General features: G+C 71.9%; 17 protein-coding genes. 6 read left to right on the forward strand and 11 right to left on the reverse strand.

The genetic code is table 11. The annotated features are described in order from the left end of the window. Positions 1 to 3: 3 nt before the first annotated feature. The 8 genes from ftsW to rsmH all read right to left on the reverse strand — a co-directional run bounded on the left by ftsW (position 4) and on the right by rsmH (position 10,691). Positions 4 to 1,374 (reverse strand): putative lipid II flippase FtsW, encoded by a 1,371-nt coding sequence (gene ftsW / locus ACWD4O_RS06545; protein ID WP_451278034.1) that lies wholly within the window; start codon positions 1,372 to 1,374, stop codon positions 4 to 6. 93 nt (positions 1,375 to 1,467) lie between these two features. Beyond that, positions 1,468 to 2,886, reverse strand: a complete 1,419-nt coding sequence (gene murD, locus ACWD4O_RS06550; protein ID WP_451278036.1) for a UDP-N-acetylmuramoyl-L-alanine--D-glutamate ligase — start codon at positions 2,884 to 2,886, stop codon at positions 1,468 to 1,470. Continuing rightward, positions 2,868 to 3,941, reverse strand: a complete 1,074-nt coding sequence (mraY, locus tag ACWD4O_RS06555) for a phospho-N-acetylmuramoyl-pentapeptide-transferase (protein WP_451278038.1) — start codon at positions 3,939 to 3,941, stop codon at positions 2,868 to 2,870. The genes murD and mraY overlap by 19 nt, the downstream gene beginning before the upstream one ends. Continuing rightward, entirely contained in the window at positions 3,938 to 5,353 is a 1,416-nt protein-coding gene (locus ACWD4O_RS06560; RefSeq protein WP_451278040.1) for a UDP-N-acetylmuramoyl-tripeptide--D-alanyl-D-alanine ligase, read from the reverse strand. The genes mraY and ACWD4O_RS06560 overlap by 4 nt, the downstream gene beginning before the upstream one ends. A gap of 4 nt (positions 5,354 to 5,357) precedes the next feature. Beyond that, a complete protein-coding gene (locus ACWD4O_RS06565) occupies positions 5,358 to 7,040 on the reverse strand; it encodes a UDP-N-acetylmuramoyl-L-alanyl-D-glutamate--2,6-diaminopimelate ligase (protein ID WP_451278042.1) in 1,683 nt (560 codons plus the stop codon). 95 nt (positions 7,041 to 7,135) lie between these two features. Continuing rightward, on the reverse strand, positions 7,136 to 9,103 hold the full coding sequence (locus tag ACWD4O_RS06570; RefSeq protein ID WP_451278044.1) for a peptidoglycan D,D-transpeptidase FtsI family protein: 1,968 nt from the start codon (positions 9,101 to 9,103) through the stop codon (positions 7,136 to 7,138). Positions 9,104 to 9,108: 5 nt separating this feature from the next. After that, positions 9,109 to 9,690 carry a septum formation initiator family protein gene (locus ACWD4O_RS06575; protein ID WP_451278046.1) on the reverse strand — a complete coding sequence of 194 codons (582 nt, stop codon included), beginning with the start codon at positions 9,688 to 9,690 and terminating at the stop codon, positions 9,109 to 9,111. 44 nt (positions 9,691 to 9,734) lie between these two features. Then, positions 9,735 to 10,691, reverse strand: coding sequence for a 16S rRNA (cytosine(1402)-N(4))-methyltransferase RsmH (rsmH, locus tag ACWD4O_RS06580; protein ID WP_451278048.1), 957 nt, complete (start codon positions 10,689 to 10,691; stop codon positions 9,735 to 9,737). 231 nt (positions 10,692 to 10,922) lie between these two features. Here rsmH and ACWD4O_RS06585 point away from each other — a divergent pair, with 231 nt between their 5' ends. The 4 genes from ACWD4O_RS06585 to ACWD4O_RS06600 all read left to right on the forward strand — a co-directional run bounded on the left by ACWD4O_RS06585 (position 10,923) and on the right by ACWD4O_RS06600 (position 16,690). After that, positions 10,923 to 11,531, forward strand: coding sequence for a beta-class carbonic anhydrase (locus ACWD4O_RS06585; RefSeq protein ID WP_398418400.1), 609 nt, complete (start codon positions 10,923 to 10,925; stop codon positions 11,529 to 11,531). Between the two features lie 271 nt (positions 11,532 to 11,802). Continuing rightward, complete coding sequence (locus ACWD4O_RS06590) at positions 11,803 to 12,837, forward strand: AAA family ATPase (RefSeq protein ID WP_451278051.1); 1,035 nt, start codon at positions 11,803 to 11,805, stop codon at positions 12,835 to 12,837. Further along, positions 12,837 to 14,219 carry a DUF58 domain-containing protein gene (locus ACWD4O_RS06595; RefSeq protein WP_451278053.1) on the forward strand — a complete coding sequence of 461 codons (1,383 nt, stop codon included), beginning with the start codon at positions 12,837 to 12,839 and terminating at the stop codon, positions 14,217 to 14,219. Before ACWD4O_RS06590 ends, ACWD4O_RS06595 begins: the two co-directional genes overlap by 1 nt. Next, a complete protein-coding gene (locus tag ACWD4O_RS06600; RefSeq protein ID WP_451278055.1) occupies positions 14,216 to 16,690 on the forward strand; it encodes a transglutaminase TgpA family protein in 2,475 nt (824 codons plus the stop codon). Before ACWD4O_RS06595 ends, ACWD4O_RS06600 begins: the two co-directional genes overlap by 4 nt. Before the next feature lie 262 nt (positions 16,691 to 16,952). Here ACWD4O_RS06600 and ACWD4O_RS06605 read toward each other — a convergent pair whose 3' ends face one another. The 3 genes from ACWD4O_RS06605 to ACWD4O_RS06615 all read right to left on the reverse strand — a co-directional run bounded on the left by ACWD4O_RS06605 (position 16,953) and on the right by ACWD4O_RS06615 (position 19,184). Beyond that, positions 16,953 to 17,363 carry a DUF3040 domain-containing protein gene (locus tag ACWD4O_RS06605; RefSeq protein WP_351912509.1) on the reverse strand — a complete coding sequence of 137 codons (411 nt, stop codon included), beginning with the start codon at positions 17,361 to 17,363 and terminating at the stop codon, positions 16,953 to 16,955. 275 nt (positions 17,364 to 17,638) lie between these two features. Further along, positions 17,639 to 18,409, reverse strand: coding sequence for a methyltransferase (locus ACWD4O_RS06610; RefSeq protein ID WP_451278057.1), 771 nt, complete (start codon positions 18,407 to 18,409; stop codon positions 17,639 to 17,641). A gap of 211 nt (positions 18,410 to 18,620) precedes the next feature. Further along, positions 18,621 to 19,184 carry an SAV_6107 family HEPN domain-containing protein gene (locus ACWD4O_RS06615; RefSeq protein ID WP_450946708.1) on the reverse strand — a complete coding sequence of 188 codons (564 nt, stop codon included), beginning with the start codon at positions 19,182 to 19,184 and terminating at the stop codon, positions 18,621 to 18,623. Positions 19,185 to 19,361: 177 nt separating this feature from the next. Here ACWD4O_RS06615 and ACWD4O_RS06620 point away from each other — a divergent pair, with 177 nt between their 5' ends. After that, positions 19,362 to 20,150 (forward strand): ATP-binding cassette domain-containing protein, encoded by a 789-nt coding sequence (locus ACWD4O_RS06620; RefSeq protein WP_451278060.1) that lies wholly within the window; start codon positions 19,362 to 19,364, stop codon positions 20,148 to 20,150. After that, positions 20,122 to 22,206, forward strand: coding sequence for a YhgE/Pip family protein (locus ACWD4O_RS06625; protein WP_451278062.1), 2,085 nt, complete (start codon positions 20,122 to 20,124; stop codon positions 22,204 to 22,206). Before ACWD4O_RS06620 ends, ACWD4O_RS06625 begins: the two co-directional genes overlap by 29 nt. Positions 22,207 to 22,223: the final 17 nt, after the last annotated feature.

Here is a 22,223-nt window from a genome sequence, read left to right on the forward strand (position 1 = left end):
AATTCACCGCTCTCCGGACGGGCGCGCCGCCGAGGCACGCCGTCGCATCGTGTTCCATCTCCGGAGGCTCCGAACGAACGCAGAGCTCCCGGTCCCCCGCTTTCTACCAAAACGGGGGTGGCGCATCGCAAGCGCCGCCCGCGCAGCGGGCTCATCGCGTGCGAAGGCGATCAGCAGCCCGATGGCGAACATGGTCGGCAGCAGGGCGGAGCCCCCGTAGGAGAACAGCGGGAGGGGCACGCCGGCGATCGGCAGCAGGCCGAGCACCGCACCGATGTTGATCACCGCCTGAGCGGTGATCCACGTGGTCACGCCTCCCGCGGCATACCTCACGAAGGGGTCCTCCGTGCGTCCGGCCACGCGGATACCCGCATAGCCTAGAGCCGCGAAGAGGGCGAGTACCGACAGCGTCCCCGCGAGGCCCAGTTCCTCACCGGTCACGGCGAAGATGAAGTCGGTGTGCGCTTCGGGGAGTTGCCCCCATTTCTCCACACTCGCACCGAGTCCCGAGCCGAAGATCCCGCCGGAGGCCAGGGCGTAGATCCCGTGCACGGCCTGCCAGCAGGCGTCGCCCGGACCGGGGTCGGTCGCGCCGATGCACTGCAGCCGGGCCATGCGGTTCGGGCTGGTCTTGATGAGGATCACGCCGATCGTGGCGGCGACCGCGAGCACCCCGGCGAACAGCCGGGTGGGCGCCCCCGCCAGCCACAGCAGGCCGAACAGGATCGCCGTCAGGATGATCGCCGTGCCCATGTCACCGCCGAGCATGATCAGCCCGAGCAGCATGAAGGCGACCGGCACCAGCGGCACCAGCATGTGCTTCCACTGGGTCAGCAGCTTCTTGTCCTGCTTGCGGGCGAGCAGATCAGCGCCCCACAGCACCAGCGCGAGCTTGCCGAACTCGCTGGGCTGGATCTGGAAGGAGCCGCCGAGCGAGATCCAGTTCTGGTTGCCGTTGACCGACAGCCCTATCCCCGGCACCTGCACCAGCGCCATCATGAAGACGGCGCCGGCCAGGATCGGGTAGGCCAGAGCGCGGTGCAGCTTCACCGGCATCCGGGACGCGACCAGCAGCAGCACGCCGCCGATGGAGGCGGCCAGGAACTGCTTGCGGAAGAAGAAGGAACCCGGCAGCGACATCTGCAGCGCGGTGATCTGGGAGGCGGAGTAGACCATCACGAGGCCCAGCACGGTGATCAGCAGGCTGCCGCCGAAGATCAGGTAATAGGCGGTCAGCGGCCGGTCCCAGGCCTTGCGGGCACGCGTGTACAGGCGTCGCAGCGGGTTGTCGCGGCGCGGCCGGGCGGTGGCGGAGGCTCCCCGGACGGTCCGGGTCCGCTGGACGGGCGGACGCCCGGTGCGGCTACCGGGCATCGGGTGCTCCGCTGCACACGGCTCGTCCGCTGCATGTCGGCCCTGACGGTCCCACGCGTCCCTCCCAAGGTCGCCCGGCAGGCGGCGGCCGGGTCAGGCGCCGAGTTCGCGAGCCGCAGATGCGAACGCGTCACCGCGCTGGTTGTAATCGGCGAACATGTCCATGGAGGCGCAGGCCGGGGCGAGAAGCACCGTGTCGCCTTCGACGGCGAGGCGCCGAGCCTCCTGGACAGCCGCGAGCATCGCCCCAGTGTCGGTCCGTTCGACGTCGACGACGGGTACTTCCGGGGCGTGTCGCGTCAGGGCTTCTCGGATCAGGGCGCGATCGGCGCCGATGAGCACGACCCCGCGAAGTCGCTTCGCCGACTTGGCGACGAGCTCGTCGAAGGTCGCGCCCTTGGCCAGTCCGCCCGCGATCCAGACGATCGACTCGTAGGCCGCCAACGAGGCTTCCGCCGCATGCGTGTTGGTCGCCTTGGAGTCGTCGACGTACGCGACGCCGTCCACGTCCGTCACATGGGAGATGCGGTGGGCGTCCGGGGTGAAGGCCCGCAGACCGTCCCGGACGGCCTTTGCGGGCACCCCGAAGGCGCGGGCGAGGGCCGCCGCGGCAAGGGCGTTGGCGATGTTGTGCGGGGCGGGCGGGTCGACGTCGGAGACGGAGGCGAGCTCCTGGGCGTTCTTCTGCCGGTTCTCGACGAAGGCGCGGTCGACCAGGATGCCGTCGACGACACCGAGTTGGGAGGGCGCGGGCGCGGCCAGGGTGAAGCCGACGGCCCGGCAGCCCTCCTCGACGTCCGCCTCGCGCACCAGGTCCTCGGTGGCCTTGTCGGCGACGTTGTAGACGCAGGCGACCCGGTTGCCCTCGTAGACGCGCCCCTTGTCCTTGGCGTACGCCTCCATGGAGCCGTGCCAGTCGAGGTGGTCGGGGGCGAGGTTGAGGACGGCGGCCGAGTGGGCGCGCAGCGAGGGCGCCCAGTGCAGCTGGTAGCTGGAGAGCTCCACGGCGAGGACGTCGTACTGCTCCTCGCCGAGCACCGCGTCCAGGAGCGAGACGCCGATGTTGCCGACGGCGGCCGTGCGCAGGCCGGCCGCCTTCAGGATCGACGTCAGCATCTGGGTGGTGGTCGTCTTGCCGTTGGTGCCGGTGACGCACAGCCAGGGAGCCGCGTCGGGTCCCCGCAGCCGCCAGGCGAGTTCGACGTCGCCCCAGACCGGCACACCGGCTTCGCGCGCCGCGGTGAAGAGCGGCTTGTCGGGCTTCCAGCCGGGTGCGGTGACGATGAGTTCGGTGCCCGCGGGCAGGGTCGCCCCGTCGCCGAGGCGCACGGTGACGCCCAGGGCCCGCAGCTCGGCGGCCTGTTCACGCGCGCGTGCGTCGTCGCCGTCGTTGACGACCGTGACCTTCGCGCCGAGCCCGTGCAGCACCTTGGCCGCCGGGATGCCGGAGACGCCGAGCCCGGCGACGGTGACGTTCTTCCCCTGCCAGTCGGTCACTTTTCTGCTGCCCATCCCGCGTAGAAGAGACCCAGTCCGACGATCACACAGATGCCCTGGATGATCCAGAAGCGGACCACGACAAGGACTTCGGACCAACCCTTGAGTTCGAAGTGGTGCTGCAGTGGCGCCATCCGGAAGACCCGCTTGCCGGTGAGCTTGAAGGAGCCGACCTGGATGACGACCGACATGGTGATGAGGACGAACAGTCCGCCCAGGAGCGCGATGAGCAGCTCGGTGCGGGAGCAGATCGCGAGGCCCGCGAGGACACCGCCGAGCGCCAGCGAACCGGTGTCGCCCATGAAGATCTTGGCCGGTGACGTGTTCCACCACAGGAAGCCGAGGCAGGCGCCCATCAGCGCGGAGGCGATGACCGCGAGGTCCAGCGGATCGCGCACCTCGTAACAGGCGTTGGGGTTGGTCAGGGTCTCGCCGTTGGCGCAGGACTCCTGGAACTGCCAGACGCCGATGAACGTGTACGCGCCGAAGACGAGGACGGAGGCGCCGGTGGCGAGGCCGTCCAGACCGTCCGTCAGGTTCACGCCGTTGGACATCGCGAGAATCATGAACAGCGCCCAGACGACGAACAGCACCGGGCCGATCGTCCAGCCGAAGTCCGTGATGAACGACAGCTTCGTGGAGGCCGGGGTGTTGCCGCGCGAGTCGGAGAACTGCAGCGAGAGCACCGCGAAGGCGATGCCGACGATCAGCTGGCCGGCCATCTTCGCCTTGGCCCGCAGACCCAGCGAACGCCGCTTGACGATCTTGATGTAGTCGTCCAGGAAGCCGACCAGGCCCATGCCGCACATCAGGCCGAGCACCAGCAGACCCGAGTAGGTCGGCGGCTTGCCCGTGATCACCTTGGACAGGAAGTACGCGGCGACGGTCGCGATGATGAAGGCGATGCCGCCCATGGTGGGCGTACCGCGCTTGCTGCCGTGCGTGCGCGGACCGTCGTCGCGGATGTACTGGCCGTAGCCCTTGCGCGCCAGCAGCTTGATCAGCAGCGGGGTCCCGATCAGCGTCAGGAAGAGGCCGATGACGCCCGCGAACAGGATCTGATTCATCATCGGGCGGCGACCTCACCCTCGGTGCCGGTCGCGAGCAGCGCCTGCGCGACGCTCTCGAGGCCGACCGAACGGGACGCCTTCACGAGCACGACGTCCCCCGGGCGCAACTCGCTGCGCAACAGGTCGACCGCCGCCTGTGCGTCGGACACGTGCACCGACTCCTCACCCCACGAACCCTCGTTATATGCGCCCAATTGCAGCCAGGCGGCTTCTCTGCCCCCGACCGCGACGAGCTTGCCGACATTGAGCCGGACGGCGAGCCGTCCGACCGCGTCGTGCTCGGCGAGCGCCTCGTCCCCGAGCTCGGCCATCTTGCCGAGCACCGCCCAGGTCCGCCGCCCCTTGCCCATGGCCGCGAGCGCGCGCAGAGCGGCTCGCATGGACTCGGGGTTCGCGTTGTAGGCGTCGTTGACGATCGTCACGCCGTCCGGGCGCTCGGTGACCTCCATCCGCCAGCGGGAGAGGGAGCCCGCCTCGGAGAGTGCGGTGGCGATCTCTTCCGCGGACATGCCCAGCTCATGAGCGACGGCGGCCGCGGCGAGCGCGTTCGACACGTGGTGCTCACCGTACAGGCGCATGGTCACGTCGCTGCACCCGGAGGGTGTGTGAAGGCTGAAGGCAGGCTGTCCGCTGTCCGTGAGTCGCACGTTCTCGGCCCGTACGTCCGCTTCGCCGGACTCTCCGAAAAAGACCACCTTCGCCTTCGTACGGGAGGCCATGGCCCGGACCAACGGGTCGTCGGCGTTGAGGATCGCCGTGCCGCCGTCGCTTTCCGGGGGCAGGCTCTCGACGAGCTCGCCCTTTGCCTGTGCGATCTGTTCGCGGCCGCCGAACTCGCCGATGTGGGCGGTGCCGACGTTCAGCACGAGGCCGATCCTCGGCGGCGTCAGATCGGCGAGGTAGCGGATGTGGCCGATCCCGCGGGCGCCCATCTCCAGCACGAGGAACTTGGTCTCCTCGGTGGCGGACAGGGCCGTCAGCGGCAGCCCGATCTCGTTGTTGAGCGAGCCGGGCGTGAAGACGGTCGGCGCCTTGCGCCTCAGCACCTGGGCGATGAGGTCCTTGGTGCTGGTCTTGCCGGCCGAGCCGGTGAGCGCGACGAGGGTCGCGCCGAGCTTGTGCACGACATGCCGGGCGAGGGCGCCGAGCGCCGTCTGGACGTCGTCCACGACGATCGCGGGGACGCCGACCGGGCGCGAGGCCAACACGGCCGCCGCACCCGCCTCGACGACCGCGGCCGCGTAGTCGTGGCCGTCCACCCGTTCGCCCACGAAGGCTACGAAGAGGCTGCCGGGCTCCACCTCGCGGGAGTCCCGGACGACCGGTCCGGTGACCTCCGCGGAGGGATCCGGTATGTCGTGCGTCTGCCCGCCGACGACTGCTGCGATCTCGGCGAGGGAGAGGGCGATCACAAGTTCATCCCTGGGTCTGCTGGATAGCTTCGCGAAGCACCTGGCGGTCGTCGAACGGACGGACGACGCCGGCGATGTCCTGGCCCTGCTCATGGCCCTTGCCCGCGACCAGCACGGTGTCCCCGGCGTGCGCGCGGGCGACGACCGCGGCGATCGCGGCGGCCCGGTCCTCGAACAGGAGGACCTCGCCGCGCTCGTGCGCGGGCACGGACGCCGCGCCCTCGAGCATGGTCGCGAGGATCGCGAGGGGGTCCTCGGAGCGGGGGTTGTCGGAGGTCAGCACGGCGGTGTCGGCGAGCCGGGCCGCCGCGGCGCCCATCGGGGCGCGCTTGGTGCGGTCCCGGTCGCCGCCGCAGCCGAGGACGACGTGCAGCCGGCCCTTGGTGACCTTGCGCAGCGCTCTGAGGACCGATTCGACGGCGTCCGTCTTGTGGGCGTAGTCGACGACCGCGAGGTAGGGCTGCCCGGCGTCCACGCGCTCCAGCCGGCCCGGCACGCCCGGCACGGCGGCGACGCCGTCGGCGGCGGTCTGCGCGTCGATGCCGGCGGCGGCGAGGGAGACGATCGCGGCGAGGGTGTTCGCCACGTTGAAGGAGCCCGGCAGCGGCGCCTTGGCGGCGACCCGCACACCGTCGGGGCCCACGACGGCGAACGTCGAGTCCATGGGGCCGATCTCGACGTCGACGGCGCGCCAGTCGGCGTCCGGGTGGCCCTCGGCGGAGAAGGTGACGACCGGGATCGTGGCCTCGCCCGCGAGCCTGCGCCCGTACTCGTCGTCGAGGTTGACCACACCGAGTTTGCTGCGTTGCGGTGTGAACAGCTGCGCCTTGGCCCGGAAGTAGTCCTCCATGTCGGAGTGGAACTCCATGTGCTCCGGGCTGAGGTTGTTGAACACGGCGACGTCGAAGACACAGCCGTCGACCCGGCCGAGGACCAGGGCGTGGCTGGAGACCTCCATGGCGACCGCCTCGACACCGCGCTCGCGCATGACGGCGAACAGGGCCTGGAGGTCGGTGGCCTCGGGGGTGGTGCGCTCGGACTTGATGCGCGTCTCGCCGATGCGCGTCTCGACGGTGCCGATGAGCCCGGTGGACCGGAGCGGCTTGAGCCCGCCCTCGACGAGGTACGCGGTGGTGGTCTTGCCGGAGGTGCCGGTGATGCCGATCTGGAGCAGTTCGCGGCCCGGCCGGCCGTAGATCGTGGCCGCCAGCTCGCCCATCCGCCCGCGCGGGTCGTCGGCCACCAGGACCGGCAGGCCGGTCGCGGCGGCGCGTCCGGCGCCGGTGGGGTCGGTCAGCACGGCGACCGCGCCGAGGCCCGCGGCCTGCGCGACGAAGTCGGCGCCGTGCAGACGGGCGCCCGGGAGGGCGGCGTACAGGTCGCCGGGGCGGACCGCGCGTGAGTCGTGGGTGATGCCCGTGACCTCGACGGCGGCGCTCCGCGGCTGCTCGGCGCCCAGCTGATCGGCGAGTTCCGCGAGGGGTGTGGCGGAGACCTGGGCCGGTCGCGGCGGTCCCGGATATGTCACGGAAGCGCCCTTCTGGGTGGTTTGGGACTGATCAGCGTGTGGCACGGCGGTGAGCGTACCGGGCGCACCCGCCCGCGGGCCAAGCGAGGGCGAAGGCGGGGGCCCGGGCGGCGACGCGGGCAGTACGTGGTTCCCGGGGTCGGGAGTGATCATGGTCACGGGCTCGGTTCCTGGCTTGTTCGGCGCTGAACAGTGGCGGACGGGGGTCGTGGGCGGACGGGGCGGACGGGGCTGGGCGGTCAAGGGCTGGGCGGTCAGGGCGAGAAGGAGACCGGGAGGTTCGCGGCCTTCGCGCCGGTCGGCGGGACCTGCAGGGTCTTCAGGGCGAACTCCATGACCTGCTTGAAGACGGGACCGCAGATCTGCCCGCCGAAGTAGCTGCCCTGGGTGGCGTTCTGGATGGCGCAGTAGACGGTGACCCGGGGGTTGTCGGCGGGCGCGAACCCGGCGAACGACGAGGTGTAGCCCTTGTAGGTGCCGGTGGCCGGATCCACGCGGTTGGCGGTACCGGTCTTGCCCGCGACGCGGTAGCCGGGGATGCGCGCCTTGCCGCCCGTGCCCTCCTCGTCGTCCACCACCGACTCCAGCATCTGGGCGAGGGTCTTCGCCGTCTTCTGGCTGACGACCCGGCTCTTCGCGGGAGCCTCGGCGGGCGTGAAACGGCCGTCCGGTCCCTTGGTGCCGCGTACCAGGGTGGGCTCCACGCGGACCCCGCCGTTGGCGATCGTCGAGTACACGGAGGCCGCCTGGAGCGCGTTGAGGGACATGCCCTGGCCGAAGGGGATCGTGTACTGCTGCGAGGTCGACCACTTGTCGGGCACGGCGAGGATGCCCTTGGTCTCGCCGGGGAAGCCGAGCCCGGTGTGGCTGCCGAGGCCGAACTTGCGCAGATAGGAGTAGAGGACCTGGTTGGCCTGGGGCTGCGTCTTGCCGAGCTGGCCGGTGGCCAGAATGGTGCCGATGTTGCTGGACTTGGCGAGCACGCCGTTGAGCGTGAGGTACCAGGTGGCGTGGTCGATGTCGTCCTGGAAGAGCCGGTCGCCGCGGTGCAGCCGGTTGGGCACGGTGACGTGCGTCAGCGGGGTGGCGGCGTTCTCCTCCAGCACGGCGGCCATCGACATGACCTTGGCGGTCGAGCCGGGCTCGTAGGCGTCCTGGACGGACGGGTTGCCCAGGTCCGCCGAGTTGGCCCGGGAGAGGTCGTTGGGGTCGAAGCCCGGCGAGTTGGCCATGGCGAGGATCTCGCCGGTCTGCGTGTCCTGGACGATGACGTAGCCGCGGTCCGCCTTGGACTCCTCCACCTGCTCGGTGATGGCGTTCTGCGCGGCCCACTGGATGTCGCGGTCGATGGTCAGCTCGACGTCGGAGCCGGGCACCGCCGGGGTCTCGGTGGAGCCCGCGGTGGGCACCTGGCGGCCGCCGGACTGGGCGTAGCGGATCTTGCCGTCCTTGCCGGCCAGGGTCGCGTTCAGCTGCTGCTCGATGCCGCCGCCGCCCTTGCCGTCGGCGTTGACCCAGCCCAGTATCCCGGCGGCGAGCTCGCCGTTGGGGTACACGCGCTTGCTGCTGGGCACCGAGAACAGGCCGGCCAGGACGTTGACCGTGCTGCGGTCCGTCTCCGCCTTGTCGGAGAGCGCGGACCGCAGATCCCTGATCTGCTTCCAGACCTGCGGGGTCTGCCGCCCGGCGAGCTTGACGTAGCGCAGGCCCTTGTCCTTGGGCCGCAGCTTCGTGACGAGCGCGGACTGCTCCTGGCCGAGGATCGGCGCGAGGAGGGCGGCCGCCCGCTCGGGCCCGTCGTCGATCTTCAACTGCGCGCGGGTGAACATCGTCGGGTCGGCCGTGATGTCGTAGGCGTCCTCGCTGGTCGCGAAGGCCACGCCGGTGCGGTCGGTGATCTCGCCGCGCTCGGCGGCCAGCACCTGGCCGACGTACCGGTTCTGCTCGGCCTTGGCGGCGTAGGTGCTCGCGTCGACGGCCTGCACCTGGAGGAGGCGGACGACGAAGGCGAGGAGCACCAGCGTCAGCGCCAGGCCGACCATGCGCAGCCGGGGCCGGGGGCTGCCGAGCCGGATGACGCGCGGGGCGGCGTCGCGGGGGGCGGGCGCCGACGGGCGGCGGGCCGGGCGGGCGCCGGGCCCCGGGCGCCGCTGGGCGGACGCGGGGCGGGAGGGCCGGGCGGGGCCGGGCACGCGCCGGCGCGGCTGTTCCCTGTCGGACACTTCCGTCACCTGCCGGGGGTCTCGGGGTCGGCTGCGGTCGGGGCGAGGGCGGCCGGGTCCGGTACGGGAGAGTCGCTCGGCACCGGATCGGCGCCGGGTACGGGTGAGGCGTCAGATACGGGCGAGGCGCTCGGATCGGGCGTCGTCGAGGACTCGATCGTCTGGGAGAACAGGATGGCCTCGGGCGGCCGTACGACGACGGGAGCGTCCGGCACGGACTGCCGGGCGGCGGGCGACGGAACGCCCTTCACACTGCCGTCGGGGTTCAGGAAGGCCGGGTCCCCGCCCGGGACCATGCCCAGTTCGCGTGCGCGGCGCTGGAGGGCGTCGGGGGCCGAGTAGGAGTCGATGTCCCGTTGGAGGGCCTGCTCCTCGTCGGTAAGGCTCTTGGTGTCCTTCTGGAGGTCGTCCATCCTGAACGAGCCCTCGCTCAGAGCGGAGTTCAGCACGAGCAGTCCGATGAGACCGCCGCCGAGGAGGAGGACCACAAGGAGGACGAACGGCGTGCGGGCCGCCTGCCGTGGGCCGGCCGGGAAGAGCCGCGCGAGCCGTGCGGCCCTCCCCTTCAGCTCGGGTTTCCTGGCCACACGCCCTCCCCCAGGTGGAATTCCGGACCCTCGGCTCACGCCCGTCATTCGATGGACTCCCTGATTCGCTCGGCCCCGCGCAGCCGCGCCGGGGCGGCGCGCCTGTTCTCGGCGACCTCTTCCTCGGTGGGAAGTTCGGCACCACGGGTGAGCAGCTTGAGTCGCGGCTGGTAGCGCTCGGGGACGACCGGCAGCCCGGGCGGTGCGGTGTTGGCGGCGCCTGCCGCGAACACCTGCTTGACCAGCCGGTCTTCGAGCGAGTGATACGACAGGACGGCGATCCGCCCGCCCACGGCGATCGACTGCACCGCGGCCGGGATCGCCCGCTCCAGGACGGAGAGTTCGCCGTTGACCTCGATGCGCAGCGCCTGGAAGGTGCGCTTGGCGGGGTTGCCGCCGGTGCGCTTGGCGGCCTGCGGAAGCGCGTCCCGGATCAGCGCGACGAGCCGGGCGCTGTTGGTGAACGGCTCCTGGCCGCGCTCGCGCACGATCGCGGAGACGATCCGCTTGGCCTGCTTCTCCTCGCCGTACGCCCGCAGGATCCGGACGAGTTCACCGGGCGGGTAGGTGTTGAGGACCTCGGCGGCGCTGACGCCGGTCGTCTGGTCCATGCGCATGTCGAGCGGGGCGTCCTGGGCGTAGGCGAAGCCGCGGTCGGCCTCGTCGAGCTGCATGGAGGAGACGCCGAGGTCGAACAGGACGCCCTGCACGCGCGCGATGCCGAGCCGGTCCAGTACCTCGGGGAGTTCGTCGTAGACGGCGTGCACGAGGGCAGCGCGCTCACCGAAGGGGGCGAGGCGCTCGCCGGACAGGCGCAGGGCCTCCTTGTCCCGGTCGAGGGCGACGAGCCTGGCCTCGGGGAACTGCGTCAGCAGGGCCTCGCTGTGCCCGCCGAGACCGAGCGTGCAGTCGACGACCACCGCTCCCGGCTCCTGGAGCGCGGGGGCCAACAGGTCCAGGCACCGCTGGAGCATCACCGGGACGTGTCGACTCTGGCTCAAGGGGCCCTCTCAGATCCGGCAGGAAGACGCACCGCCGGGTCCCCGCCCTCTCGTATGGGGAAGGCCTGCCGCGGCACGCGGGGAAGTTCAGTCCAGCAGGGAGATCGTCGCCTCCCGCTTCGCGTCACTTTAGTCCACGCTGTCTCGCGGTCAATCAACCGGCCTGCGCGGCGCGGCCCGGCACGCACACCCCTCCCGCACCCTTGTGGCTTACCTCACAAACAAGACGTGATGACGCTCTTTTTCCCTTCTCACACCAGGACCGGAACGGCCGTGACCAGTACCGTCATGGATATGACGACTTCCGCATCCGTACCCACCGAGTCCGAGGGCGCCATACGCGGCGGCACCGTGACCGACCGCCTGGTGGAGGCGAACGCGCGGTATGCCGCCGCCTTCTCCGACCCCGGCATGGACGCCCGCCCCGTTCTGCACGTCGCGGTCGTGGCCTGCATGGACGCCCGGCTCGACCTGCACGCGGCGCTCGGCCTGGAGCTCGGCGACTGTCACACGATCCGTAACGCGGGCGGTGTGGTCACCGACGACGTGATCCGCTCGCTCACCATCAGCCAGCGCAAGCTGGGCACGCGCAGCATCGTTCTCATCCACCACACCGGCTGCGGCCTGGAGGCGATCACCGAGGACTTCCGCACCGAGCTGGAGATGGAGGTCGGCCAGCGTCCGGCCTGGGCGGTGGAGGCCTTCCGGGACGTCGACCAGGACGTCCGGCAGTCGATGCAGCGGGTGCGCACCTCGCCGTTCCTGGTGCACGCCGACGATGTGCGCGGCTTCGTGTTCGACGTGAAGACGGGTCTGCTGCGCGAGATCGACCCCGCGTAATCGCTCCCGAAACCGCGCGTAACCGCTCGCGGGCGGTGTCGTTCACTGTCGTTTCGCTGTTGATTTCCGCCTCCAGGATGCCCAAATGGTCATAACACCGACATATCGCGGACAGTTGTCCACAGGCGAGTGACACGAATCGGTAACGGCAGCAAGAATGCGGGTGTGACGTCGCGCTGAGCAGTTCGCGAGTGGCGTCCGTGATTCGGGGTGGGCCGGTTTGCCGCACAGAGCGACGGCCCGGAGAAAGTTTTGGGCCGAGGAGGGCCGGGTGACGACCTATGACGAGCGAGCGAGCCTCACAGATCTGACCGCCACTGTGGAGCGTGTCCGCAGTTCGGTGGAGGGAGTGATCGAGGGCAAGCCCGAGGTCGTACGGCTTTCGCTGACCGTGCTCCTCGCCGAGGGGCATCTGCTGATCGAGGACGTGCCGGGCGTCGGCAAGACGATGCTCGCCAAGGCGCTGGCGAAGTCCATCGACTGCTCGGTGCGCCGGATCCAGTTCACGCCCGACCTGCTGCCCTCGGACATCACCGGGGTGTCCATCTGGGACCAGCAGCGCCGGGAGTTCGAGTTCAAGCCGGGCGCGATCTTCTCGCAGATCGTGATCGGCGACGAGATCAACCGCGCCTCGCCGAAGACGCAGTCGGCGCTTCTGGAGTCGCTGGAGGAGGGTCAGGTCACCATCGACGGGCAGACCTACGAGCTGCCCAGCCCGTTCATGGTGGTGGCCACGCAGAACCCGGTCGAGATGGAGGGCACCTACCCGCTGCCCGAGGCCCAGCGCGACCGCTTCATGGCCCGGGTCTCCATCGGCTACCCGAGCCCCGAGGCCGAGCTGCAGATGCTCGACGTCCACGGCGGGATCAGCCCCCTGGACGACCTCCAGCCGGTCGCGCACGCACATGAGATCGTCAAGCTGATCGACGCCGTCCGCGGGGTCCACGTCGCCGAATCCGTGCGCCGCTACGCGGTCGACCTGGTCTCCGCCACGCGCACCCACCCCGATCTCAGACTCGGCGCCTCCCCGCGCGCGACGCTGCATCTGGTGCGCGCGGCGAAAGCGACGGCGGCCCTCAGCGGCCGGGACTACGCACTGCCGGACGACGTGCAGAACCTCGCCGTGGCCGTCCTGGCCCACCGGCTGCTGCCCACCGCGCAGGCCCAGCTCAACCGCCGCACGGCGGAGCAGGTCGTCGAGGAGATCATCCAGCGCACCCCGGTGCCCTCCTCCCCCCAGCGGCACGGGTACGGGCTGGGCCACGGCACGCAGGCGTACGGCCAGCAGCAGTCGCGGAGGCTGTGATGACGACCGGGGCGGCCGGGCAGCCGTCCACCGCCCGGGGCGAGCAGAGCGACAAGGGCGGTGCGCGCACGGCCCTGGCCGGTCTGACCACCCGCGGCCGTTCCTTCCTGGCCGCCGGCATCGCGGCCGCCATCTGCGCCTATGTGCTCGGCCAGCCCGACCTGCTGCGGGTCGGGCTGCTGCTGGCCGCCCTGCCGCTGATCTGCGCGGCCGTCGTCTACCGCACCCGCTACCGGGTCGCCGGCAGCCGCCGGCTCGCCCCCGCGCGCGTGCCCGCCGGCAGCGAGGCCCGCGTCCATCTGCGGATGGACAACGTCTCCCGGCTGCCCACCGGCCTGCTGATGCTCCAGGACAAGGTGCCCTACGTCCTCGGCCCGCGGCCCCGCTTCGTCCTGGACCGGGTCGAGGCGGGCGGCCGCCGCGAGGTGTCCTACCGGGTCCGTTCCGACCTGCGCGGCCGCTACCCGCTGGGCCCGCTCCAGCTGCGCCTGAGCGACCCCTTCGGCATGTGCGAGCTCACCAGGGCCTTCTCCACGTTCGACACGCTGACGGTGATACCGCGCGTGGAGCCGCTGCCCCCGGTCCGCCTCACCGGCGAGGCCAAGGGCTACGGCGACGGACGGCAGCGCTCGCTGGCCCTGGCCGGCGAGGACGACGTGATACCGCGCGGCTACCGCTACGGCGACGACCTGCGCCGCGTGCACTGGCGCCTCACCGCCCGCTACGGCGAGCTGATGGTGCGCCGCGAGGAGCAGCCCCAGCGCTCACGCTGCACGGTGCTCCTGGACACCCGGGCCCTGGCCTACCAGGGCGCCGGCCCGGACGCCGGCTTCGAATGGGCGGTCTCGGGCGCCGCGTCCGTGCTCGTGCACATGCTGGAGCGGGGCTTCTCCGTACGGCTGCTGACGGACACGGGCGACTCGGTGCCGGGCGAGGGCTCCGACGGGTTCGCCGGGCCGAGCCAGGAGTCGGCGGACGCGGCCGGACTGATGATGGACACCCTCGCCGTGGTCGACCACTCCGACGGCACGGGCCTGTCCCGGTCGTACGACGTGCTGCGCGGCGGCAACGAGGGGCTGCTGGTGGCCTTCCTCGGCGATCTCGACGAGGAGCAGGCCGCGGTGGCCGCGAAGATGCGCCAGCGCAGCGGAGGCGCGGTCGCCTTCCTGCTGGACGGCGACAGCTGGGTGCGTGAACCGAACGCCGTGCCCGATCCGATGAACAGGCAGGAGGAGCGGCTGCGCATGCTGCGTGAGGCGGGCTGGACGGCCGTGAGCGTGCCGCGGGGCGCTTCGCTGAACGAGCTGTGGCGCCAGGCGGACCGCGACGGGGCGGGCATGGTGGCCGCGAGCGGGGCGAGCGGTGGGGAGGGAAGATCATGAGCGGGCGGGCTCGACTGACGCTGTGCTCGGCGGCGGCGACGCTGATGGCGTCGTGCGCCCTGCTGCCCCTGGTGGAACCGGCGACGTGGCTGCTCCAGGCGGCGTTCCTGCTGGCGATCCAGTCCGGGGTGGGCGTGGCGACCCGGCGGGTGCCGTTGGCCCGGCCGCTGACCGTGGCCGTCCAGGCCCTGGTCACGCTGGTGCTGCTGACCCTGGTCTTCGCCCGGGAGCACGCCTTCGCCGGCGTCGTCCCGGGCCCGGAGGCCTTCCGCCACTTCGGCGACCTGCTCCAGACGGGCGCCGACGACGTGGGGCGGTACGCGATCCCGGCCCCGCTGTCCGACGGCATCCGGCTGATGGTGATCGGCGGGGTGCTGGTGATCGGCCTGGCCGTGGACACCCTGGCGGTGACCTACCGCAACGCCGCGCCGGCCGGCCTGCCGCTGCTGGCGCTGTACTCGGTCGCCGCGGGCCTGTCGGACGGGGTGGCCGACTGGCTGTGGTTCCTGGTCGCCGCCGCGGGCTATCTGCTGCTGCTGCTCGCCGAGGGCCGGGAGCGGCTCTCCCAGTGGGGCCGGGTCTTCGGCGGGGCCCCGCGCGGCCCGGGCGAGCAGCCCGGTCCGGTGGCCCCGGTGCGCACCGGCCGACGCATCGGCGTGGCCGCGCTGGGCGTCGCCCTCGTGGTGCCGCTGCTGCCCCTGCCGGCCATACAGGGCGGCCTGCTGGACGGGGCGGGCGCAGGCGTGGGCGCGGGCAACGGCAGCGGGGGCACGATCTCCGCGGTGAACCCGCTGGTGTCCCTGCGCGACAGCCTGAACGTGGACGAGGACCGCACGGTCCTGACCCTGCGCACCAACACCAGCAACACCTCGGACATGTACCTGCGGATCGTGTCCCTGGACGACTTCGACGGCACCACCTGGAAGCCGTCCAAGCGCCACATCGTCGCCGTGCCGGACGACTTCCCCTCGCCCACCGGGCTGGGCGCCACCGTGAAGCGCACGGAGATCACGACCCGGATCGCGGCCGCCGAGGGGTACTCCCAGGACTGGCTGCCGATGCCGTACCCGCCCAGCGGCGTGCAGATCAACGGCAACTGGCGGTACGAGCCGGTCGGCATGACCCTGGTCGGCGACCACGGCCAGAACACCAGCGGCAAGACGTACCAGGTGACCAGCCTCGACGTGCAGCCGACGGCGGAGCAGCTGGCCTCGGCGCCCGAGCCGCCCGGCTCGATCGAGCGTGACTTCACGAAGGTCCCGGACTCCCTGCCTGCGGTGGTGGCCCAGCGGGCCGAGGAGATCACCAAGGGCGCCACGAGCGACTACGAGAAGGCGGTCAAGCTCCAGGACTACTTCGCGGTGACGGGCGGCTTCGAGTACGACACCGAGGTCGAGGTCGGCAGCGGTCCAGGCGCGATCGCCCGCTTCCTGCGGGACAAGCAGGGCTTCTGCGTGCACTTCTCCTTCGCGATGGCGGCGATGGCCCGCACGCTGGGCATACCGGCGCGGGTCGCGGTGGGCTTCGCGCCGGGTTCCCCGCAGGCGGACGGCTCGGTGGCGGTCGGTCTGAAGGACGCGCACGCCTGGCCCGAGCTGTACTTCGAGGGCGTCGGCTGGACCCGCTTCGAGCCGACCCCGACCCGTGGCACGACGCCCACGTACACGCTCCCGGAGACCTCGGGCGACGCCCTCCCCGAGCTGCCGCAGGCCACGCGCTCGGCGGACGCCGCGCCGTCGACCGAGCCCTCGGCGAGCACCAGCTGCTCGGCGGACGACAAGAAGCTCGAGGGCTGCGCGGGCGCGCTGCCGCTGGACCCGACCGAGCAGGACGGCGGCGGCATCCCCTGGTACCAGCTCGCCGGCTGGTCGCTGCTGGGCTTCGCGGCGCTCGCCGTGCCCCTGCTGCCGATGCTGTGGCGGCTGAGACGGCGTTCGGTGCGTCTGGCGTCCGCCCAGCACTCCGCGGCGGCCGGGCCGCCTCCGGGCCGGCAGGCGGACGACTCCGGCGGTCCGGCGGTGCTGCTGGACGTGCCGCCGCAGGAAGCCGGTACGGCGGCCGCCGGACATGTCCTGGCGGTGTGGCGCGAGCTCACCGACACGGCCTGGGACTACGGCATCGAGCCGGACGAGGCGCTGACCCCGCGGCGGGCGGCGGCACGGATCGTCCGGATCGGCGAGTTGGACGACACGGTGGCCCGTTCGGTGCACCGGGTCGCCGGCGCCGTGGAACAGGTGCTGTACGCGCCTGAGCCCAGGGCCGAGACCGGGCTGGCCGACGAGGTCCGCGCGGTGCGGGCGGCCCTGCGGGAGAGGGTCGGCTGGCGTACGCGCGTGCGGGCCGTCGTGGCGCCGCGTTCGGCCGTCCGCGCGATCTGGGACCTCTCCGACCGCTGGACGGCCCTCAAGGCGTCCTGGACGGCCCGTCTGACCACTCTGGTTCGCCGACCGTCGGGCCAGCAGAGCGGCTGAGGAGCAGAAGAGGGGCTGAGGCGGGGCTGAGGAGGAGCTGGGGAGGAGCTGAGGAGGAGCAGCCGACGCGGAACGGCCGTCCGAGAATGGCCGAAGAGCGTCGGCTGCTCCTCTGCGTGGCCCCGACGCCCGGGCGACAACGCCTGGGCGACAGCGTCTCCGCCACAACATCTGCGCCACAACGCTCGAGGAACGAACGCCTGAGGGGGCGACCACCCGGCCGGGTGGTCGCCCCCTCATCGTTGTTCGTGTGTGGGCGGTGTCAGTGGCCGCCCTGTTCATCACGGCGGCGCTGCCAGCGCTGTTCGATCCGGTCCATCATCGAGCGCTTCTGCCGAGTCTGACCGCGGGCGGGCTGGGCGCCCGGGGCTCCGGTTCCCGCCGCGGGTTGTTCACCCGGCTTGGGAGCCTTGCGCCAGCCGGTCACTGCGAGCACCGCGCAGCCCAGCATGACGAGGAAGCCCACCACGCTCAGCCAGACCTGTTTGGCGACCATACCGGCCATGAGGAGCGCGATTCCCACGAGGAAGCCAGCGACCGCCTGGTAGACCCGCCGCCGGGTGTACGTACGCAGCCCGCTTCCCTCGAGCGCCGACGCGAACTTGGGATCTTCGGCGTACAGCGCTCGCTCCATCTGCTCGAGCATGCGCTGCTCGTGCTCCGAGAGCGGCACGGAGTCCTCCTCATCGTGCAGTCGCCGGGGCGACCCGGGGGGTCCCTTCAGGATAGGCAGGGAATCGCCCCCGTGAAACCCGCCCCTCTACGCCAATTGGCCAACCGGAGCCCGTCATGGACGTCCCGGCTGCTGAGGTGTCCATTCCCCGACAGCCGACCCGTCATGCCGGGCGGTCTCCCTCGATCATACGGCGCGCTGCGCCCGAACGGGGGGCCTGTGGCGTACTCCATCCGCAGCCAAGGCCCTGATCAGCGGTGCGCCTCGGGAGGCGCTTAGCTCCCGTCGGTCCCCCGCGTCTCCCCGAGCACATGAAGCTGGGTGGCGACGGAGTGGAAGGCGGGGAGCTCGGCAGCGGCCTCCTCCAGCTTGAGGAGGGCCTCCAGGGCGCCGGGCTCGGTGTCCACGAGGACGCCGGGGACGAGGTCGGCGAAGATCCGCACGCCGTGCACGGCACCGACCCGAAGGCCCGCGCCCTCGACCAGGGCGGTGAGCTGATCGGCGGTGAAGCGGCGCGGCACGGGGTCGCCGGAGCCCCAGCGCCCGTCCGGACCGGTGAGGGCCTGCCGGGCCTCCTTGAAGTGGCCGGCGAGAGCGCGCGCGAGCACGGCTCCGCCGAGGCCGGCGGCGAGGAGGCTGAGGACGCCTTCGGGGCGCAGCGCGGCCACCGCGTTGCGGACGCCCTCGGCCGGGTCGTCGACGTACTCCAGGACGCCGTGGCACAGGACGGCGTCGTAGCCGCCGCGCTCGACGACGTCGAAGAGGCCGTGGGCATCGCCCTGGACGCCCTTCACCCGGTCGGCGACGCCGGCCTCGGCGGTGCGGCGCTCCAGGGCGAACAGCGCGTTGGGGCTGGGGTCGACGACGGTGACCCGGTGCCCGAGGAGGGCGACGGGCACGGCGAAGTTGCCGCTGCCGCCTCCGGTGTCGAGGACGTCCAGCGACTCACGGCCGGTCGCCTTGACCCGGCGTTCGAGGGCGTCCTGGAGGACCTCCCAGACCACGGCGGTACGGAGAGAGGCGCGGGGTCGCATCGGGTCCGACACGGCAGTTGACTCCTCGGCGCGGCGCCGCCCCTTCCGGGGCGGAGCGAACGGGCTGCCTCCCCGGCCCCGACCGGCCCGGCCGGGAAGGCGAGGGACGGGCGGGCGGAGGGAAGGCTTCAGGCGACTTCCACCCTATTGCCTCCGACGCCTTGCCCGATCCCGGCGGTACACCGGGTCGCCCCGGCCGTCGGCCGGTGTCCGGCCGGGCACGTCAGCCCGTGTCCGGCAGGTCGCGGTTCGGGTGGGAGCCGTCCGGGGCGTCCGCATCCTGGCGGGGCTGAGGCAGGACCGGCTGGAGTACCAGCATGCGTTCGACGAGGCGGAGGAACATCGCCACGTCGCGTATCAGGTCGTCGGCGTCCCGGCGGGTGGCCGCGCCCTGGATGCCCGCTTCGGCCCGGGCGCGACGCCGGGCCCCGGAGGCGAACAGCGCGCTCCACTCGGTGAGTTCGGGCGCTATCTCGGGGAGCACTTCCCAGGCGCTCCGGATGCGGGCCCGCCGACGGGGCGAGGGATCCGGGCGCCCACGGGCGGCGAGCACGGCGGCGGCGGTGCGCAGGGCCGCGAGATGGGCCGTGGCGTAGCGCTCGTTGGGGGTTTCGAGGACGGCCGCCTCTTCCAGCCCGGCGCGGGCCTGGGAGAGCAGGTCGAGGGCGGCGGGCGGGGCCGTGGTGCGACGGAGCACGGGGTGCACATCGCTCGCCGGGCCGGTCAGTGAGGGGGCAGGGCCGGTGGCGCGGCGCCGGTTTGCGGCGGCTGCGTGGTGGGTGGCCATGACGAACCTCCTGTCGTCTGTGTGACGGCATGCCCCATACGGGGATGCCGTATGTGCTCATCGTGCGGTATGCCACTGACAATCCGTTCTGACCTGGCCTTTTGCTTCGATCGAAGGTTCGGGCTAGCTTTTGCACTGACCAGTCAGTTCAAAACGTTCCAACTCAGGGGGGAACCTGTGGACGGAGTTGGTGTGACCGCCGACGGCTTCGGACTGCGAGGCCCGCGCGGATGGGCGTTCCGAGGCATCGGCGTCGACGCGGGGCCGGGCTCGCTGATCGCGGTCGAGGGGCCCTCCGGCTCCGGCCGGACGAGCCTGCTGCTCGCGCTCACCGGACGGATGAAGGCCACCGAGGGGACGGCGACCGTGGGCGGAGCGCGGCTGCCCAAGCAACTGGCGGCCGTACGTCGGGTCGGCGCGCTCGCGCACGTCGCCGGGGTGACCGACCTGGACCCGGCCCTGACCGTCGGCGAGCACCTGCGCGAACGGGCGCTGCTGCAACGGCGGTTCGGCGGCTCCCTACGGGAGTTGCTGCGCCCGCGCGCGGAGCGGACGGCGCAGACGAAGCTGCGGATCGACACCGCGCTCACCGCCGCCGGGCTCGACCCCGAGGCCCTGCCCAAGGGCGCGCGGACCGCCGTCCGCGACCTGGAGCGCCTCGAAGCCCTGCGGCTGTCCGTGGCGCTGGCGCTCGTCGGGCGTCCCGCACTGCTCGGCGTCGACGACGTCGACCTGAAGCTGACGGAGGCCGAGCGGGCGGAGGTCTGGGCGCTGCTCAAGTCCCTCGCCGAGGCGGGGACGACGGTCCTCGCGGTGTGCGCCGAGGCCCCCGAGGACACGGCCACCGTCGCCGTCTCCACGCGCGCGGACACGGATGCCGGCACGTCAACCGAGGCCCCGGAAGAGGCCGACACCGAGCACGAAGAGGAGACGGCGCATGCGCTCGCCGAGACTGGCCGCGCTTGAACTGCGGCGCTTCGGCCGGGGCAAGCTCCCCCGGGCCGCCCTCGTCGCACTCCTGCTGCTGCCCCTGCTGTACGGCGCGCTGTACCTGTGGTCCTTCTGGGACCCGTACGGCAGGCTCGACCGCATCCCCGTGGCGCTGGTGAACGACGACCGAGGGGCGACCGCCGACGGGCAGCGGATCACCGCCGGGGACGAGATCACCGAGGGCCTGCGCGACAGCGAGGTCTTCGACTGGCACGAGGTGAGCGCCGCCGAGGCACGCGCGGGCGTGGAGGACGGCACGTACTACCTGTCGCTCACCATGCCGGCCGACTTCAGCAGGCGGATCGCCTCCAGTGCGGGCGACTCCCCCGAGACGAGCGCCCTTCAGGTGCGCACGAACGACGCGAACAACTACATCGTCGGGCAGATCTCGCGGACGGTCTTCAGCGAGGTGCGCACGGCCGCCTCCACGAAGGCCTCGCGGTCCTTCCTGGACAAGATCTTCGTCTCGTTCTCCGACATCCACGGCGCGACCGCCGAGGCCGCCGACGGGGCCGACGACCTCGAGGAGGGCGTCGGGAAGGCCGAGAAGGGCTCCAAGGACCTCGCCGACGGGCTGACCGACGCCAAGGACGGCAGCGGCAAGCTGGCGAAGGGCCTGGAGAAGCTCGACACGGGCGCCGACAGCCTTCAGGACGGCTCGCAGAGCGTCGCGGACGGCACCCAGGCGCTCGCCGACAAGGTCAACGGGTTCTCCGCCGCGGTGGGGCCCTTCCTGAAGGACAACGAGAAGAGCATCGGGGACACCGCCCAGCTGGTCGCCGACTCCGCCAAGGTGATCCGCGACAACCTCGCGACCCTGGTGAAGGCGGCCCCGACCGCCGCCGAGGGCGCCCACACGGCCTCGGACACCCTCGCCGCCGTCCACAAGGCGCGCTGCGAGGCTCAGGTGCTGCCCGACCCCGCCTGCGCCGACCTGGCGAAGGCCAAGGACGCGGCCGCCGACGTGGCGAAGGTCGCCGACGACGTCAACACGCTGATCGCCGACCAGGACGGCGACCTGACGACGCTCAGCACGAACCTCGCCGCCCTCCAGACGCAGGCGCAGTCGCTCGCCGACAGCGCCCCGCATCTCTCCGAGGACCTCGCCGACGCCGTGACCAAGGTCAACGCGCTGAACACGGGCGCCGGGAAGGTCGCCAAGGGCGCCAAGAAGCTGAACACCGGGCTCGGCACGGCCAAGACGGGTTCCGTCGACCTCGACGAGGGCGTCGGCAAGCTGGAGACGGGCGCCGAGGACCTCAACGGCGGCATGTTCAAGCTCTCCGACGGCTCCGGCAAGCTCGCCGACGGTCTGCACGACGGCGCCGAGCAGATCCCCGACTACGACGAGCAGCAGCGCGACGCGCGCACCGCGGTCATGGCCGACCCCGTGCGACTCGCCTCCCAGGATCTGCACAAGGCGCCCAACTACGGCACGGGTTTCGCCCCGTACTTCATCCCGCTGTCGCTGTGGGTGGGCGCGATGGTGGCGTACATGCTGATCGCGCCGATGAACCGGCGCGCGCTCGCCACGGGCGGCTCGGCGTGGCGGATCGCGCTGGCGGGCTGGCTGCCGGTGGTCGCGATCGGGGTGCTGCAGACGACGGCTCTGATGGCCGTGCTGCACTGGGCGATCGGCCTTCAGCCGGCGCGGGCGGCCGGCACGGTGGGCTTCCTGTTCCTGGTGACGGCGTGCTTCGCGGCCCTCGTGCAGTGGCTCAACGCCCGCTTCGGAGCGGCGGGGCGGATTCTCGTCCTCGCGCTGCTGATGCTGCAGTTGACGTCCGCGGGCGGCACCTATCCCGTACAGACCAGCCCGGACTTCTTCAACGCGATCCACCCCTACCTGCCGATGAGTTACGTGGTCGAGGCGCTCCGGCGGCTCATCACGGGCGGCGGCCTGGAACCGGTGTGGCACGCGTGCGTGGTGCTCGTCGCGTTCACCGCGGGCGCCCTCGCGCTGACCGCCCTGTCGGCACGCCGCCGCCAGGTGTGGACGCTGGACCGGCTGCACCCGGAACTGAGCCTGTGAAGATCCGGCGCCCCGGG

Source organism: Streptomyces sp. NPDC002623 (genome assembly GCF_053592635.1).

Bases quoted from the DNA above. Each gene is read 5' to 3' on its own strand.
- ACWD4O_RS06595 (WP_451278053.1), top strand. From the start codon at position 12,837: ATGACGACCGGGGCGGCCGGGCAGCCGTCCACCGCCCGGGGCGAGCAG.
- mraY (WP_451278038.1), bottom strand. From the start codon at position 3,941: ATGATGAATCAGATCCTGTTCGCGGGCGTCATCGGCCTCTTCCTGACG.
- ACWD4O_RS06585 (WP_398418400.1), top strand. From the start codon at position 10,923: ATGACGCTCTTTTTCCCTTCTCACACCAGGACCGGAACGGCCGTGACC.
- ACWD4O_RS06615 (WP_450946708.1), bottom strand. From the start codon at position 19,184: ATGGCCACCCACCACGCAGCCGCCGCAAACCGGCGCCGCGCCACCGGC.
- ACWD4O_RS06600 (WP_451278055.1), top strand. From the start codon at position 14,216: ATGAGCGGGCGGGCTCGACTGACGCTGTGCTCGGCGGCGGCGACGCTG.
- ACWD4O_RS06625 (WP_451278062.1), top strand. From the start codon at position 20,122: ATGCGCTCGCCGAGACTGGCCGCGCTTGAACTGCGGCGCTTCGGCCGG.
- murD (WP_451278036.1), bottom strand. From the start codon at position 2,886: ATGGGCAGCAGAAAAGTGACCGACTGGCAGGGGAAGAACGTCACCGTC.
- ftsW (WP_451278034.1), bottom strand. From the start codon at position 1,374: ATGCCCGGTAGCCGCACCGGGCGTCCGCCCGTCCAGCGGACCCGGACC.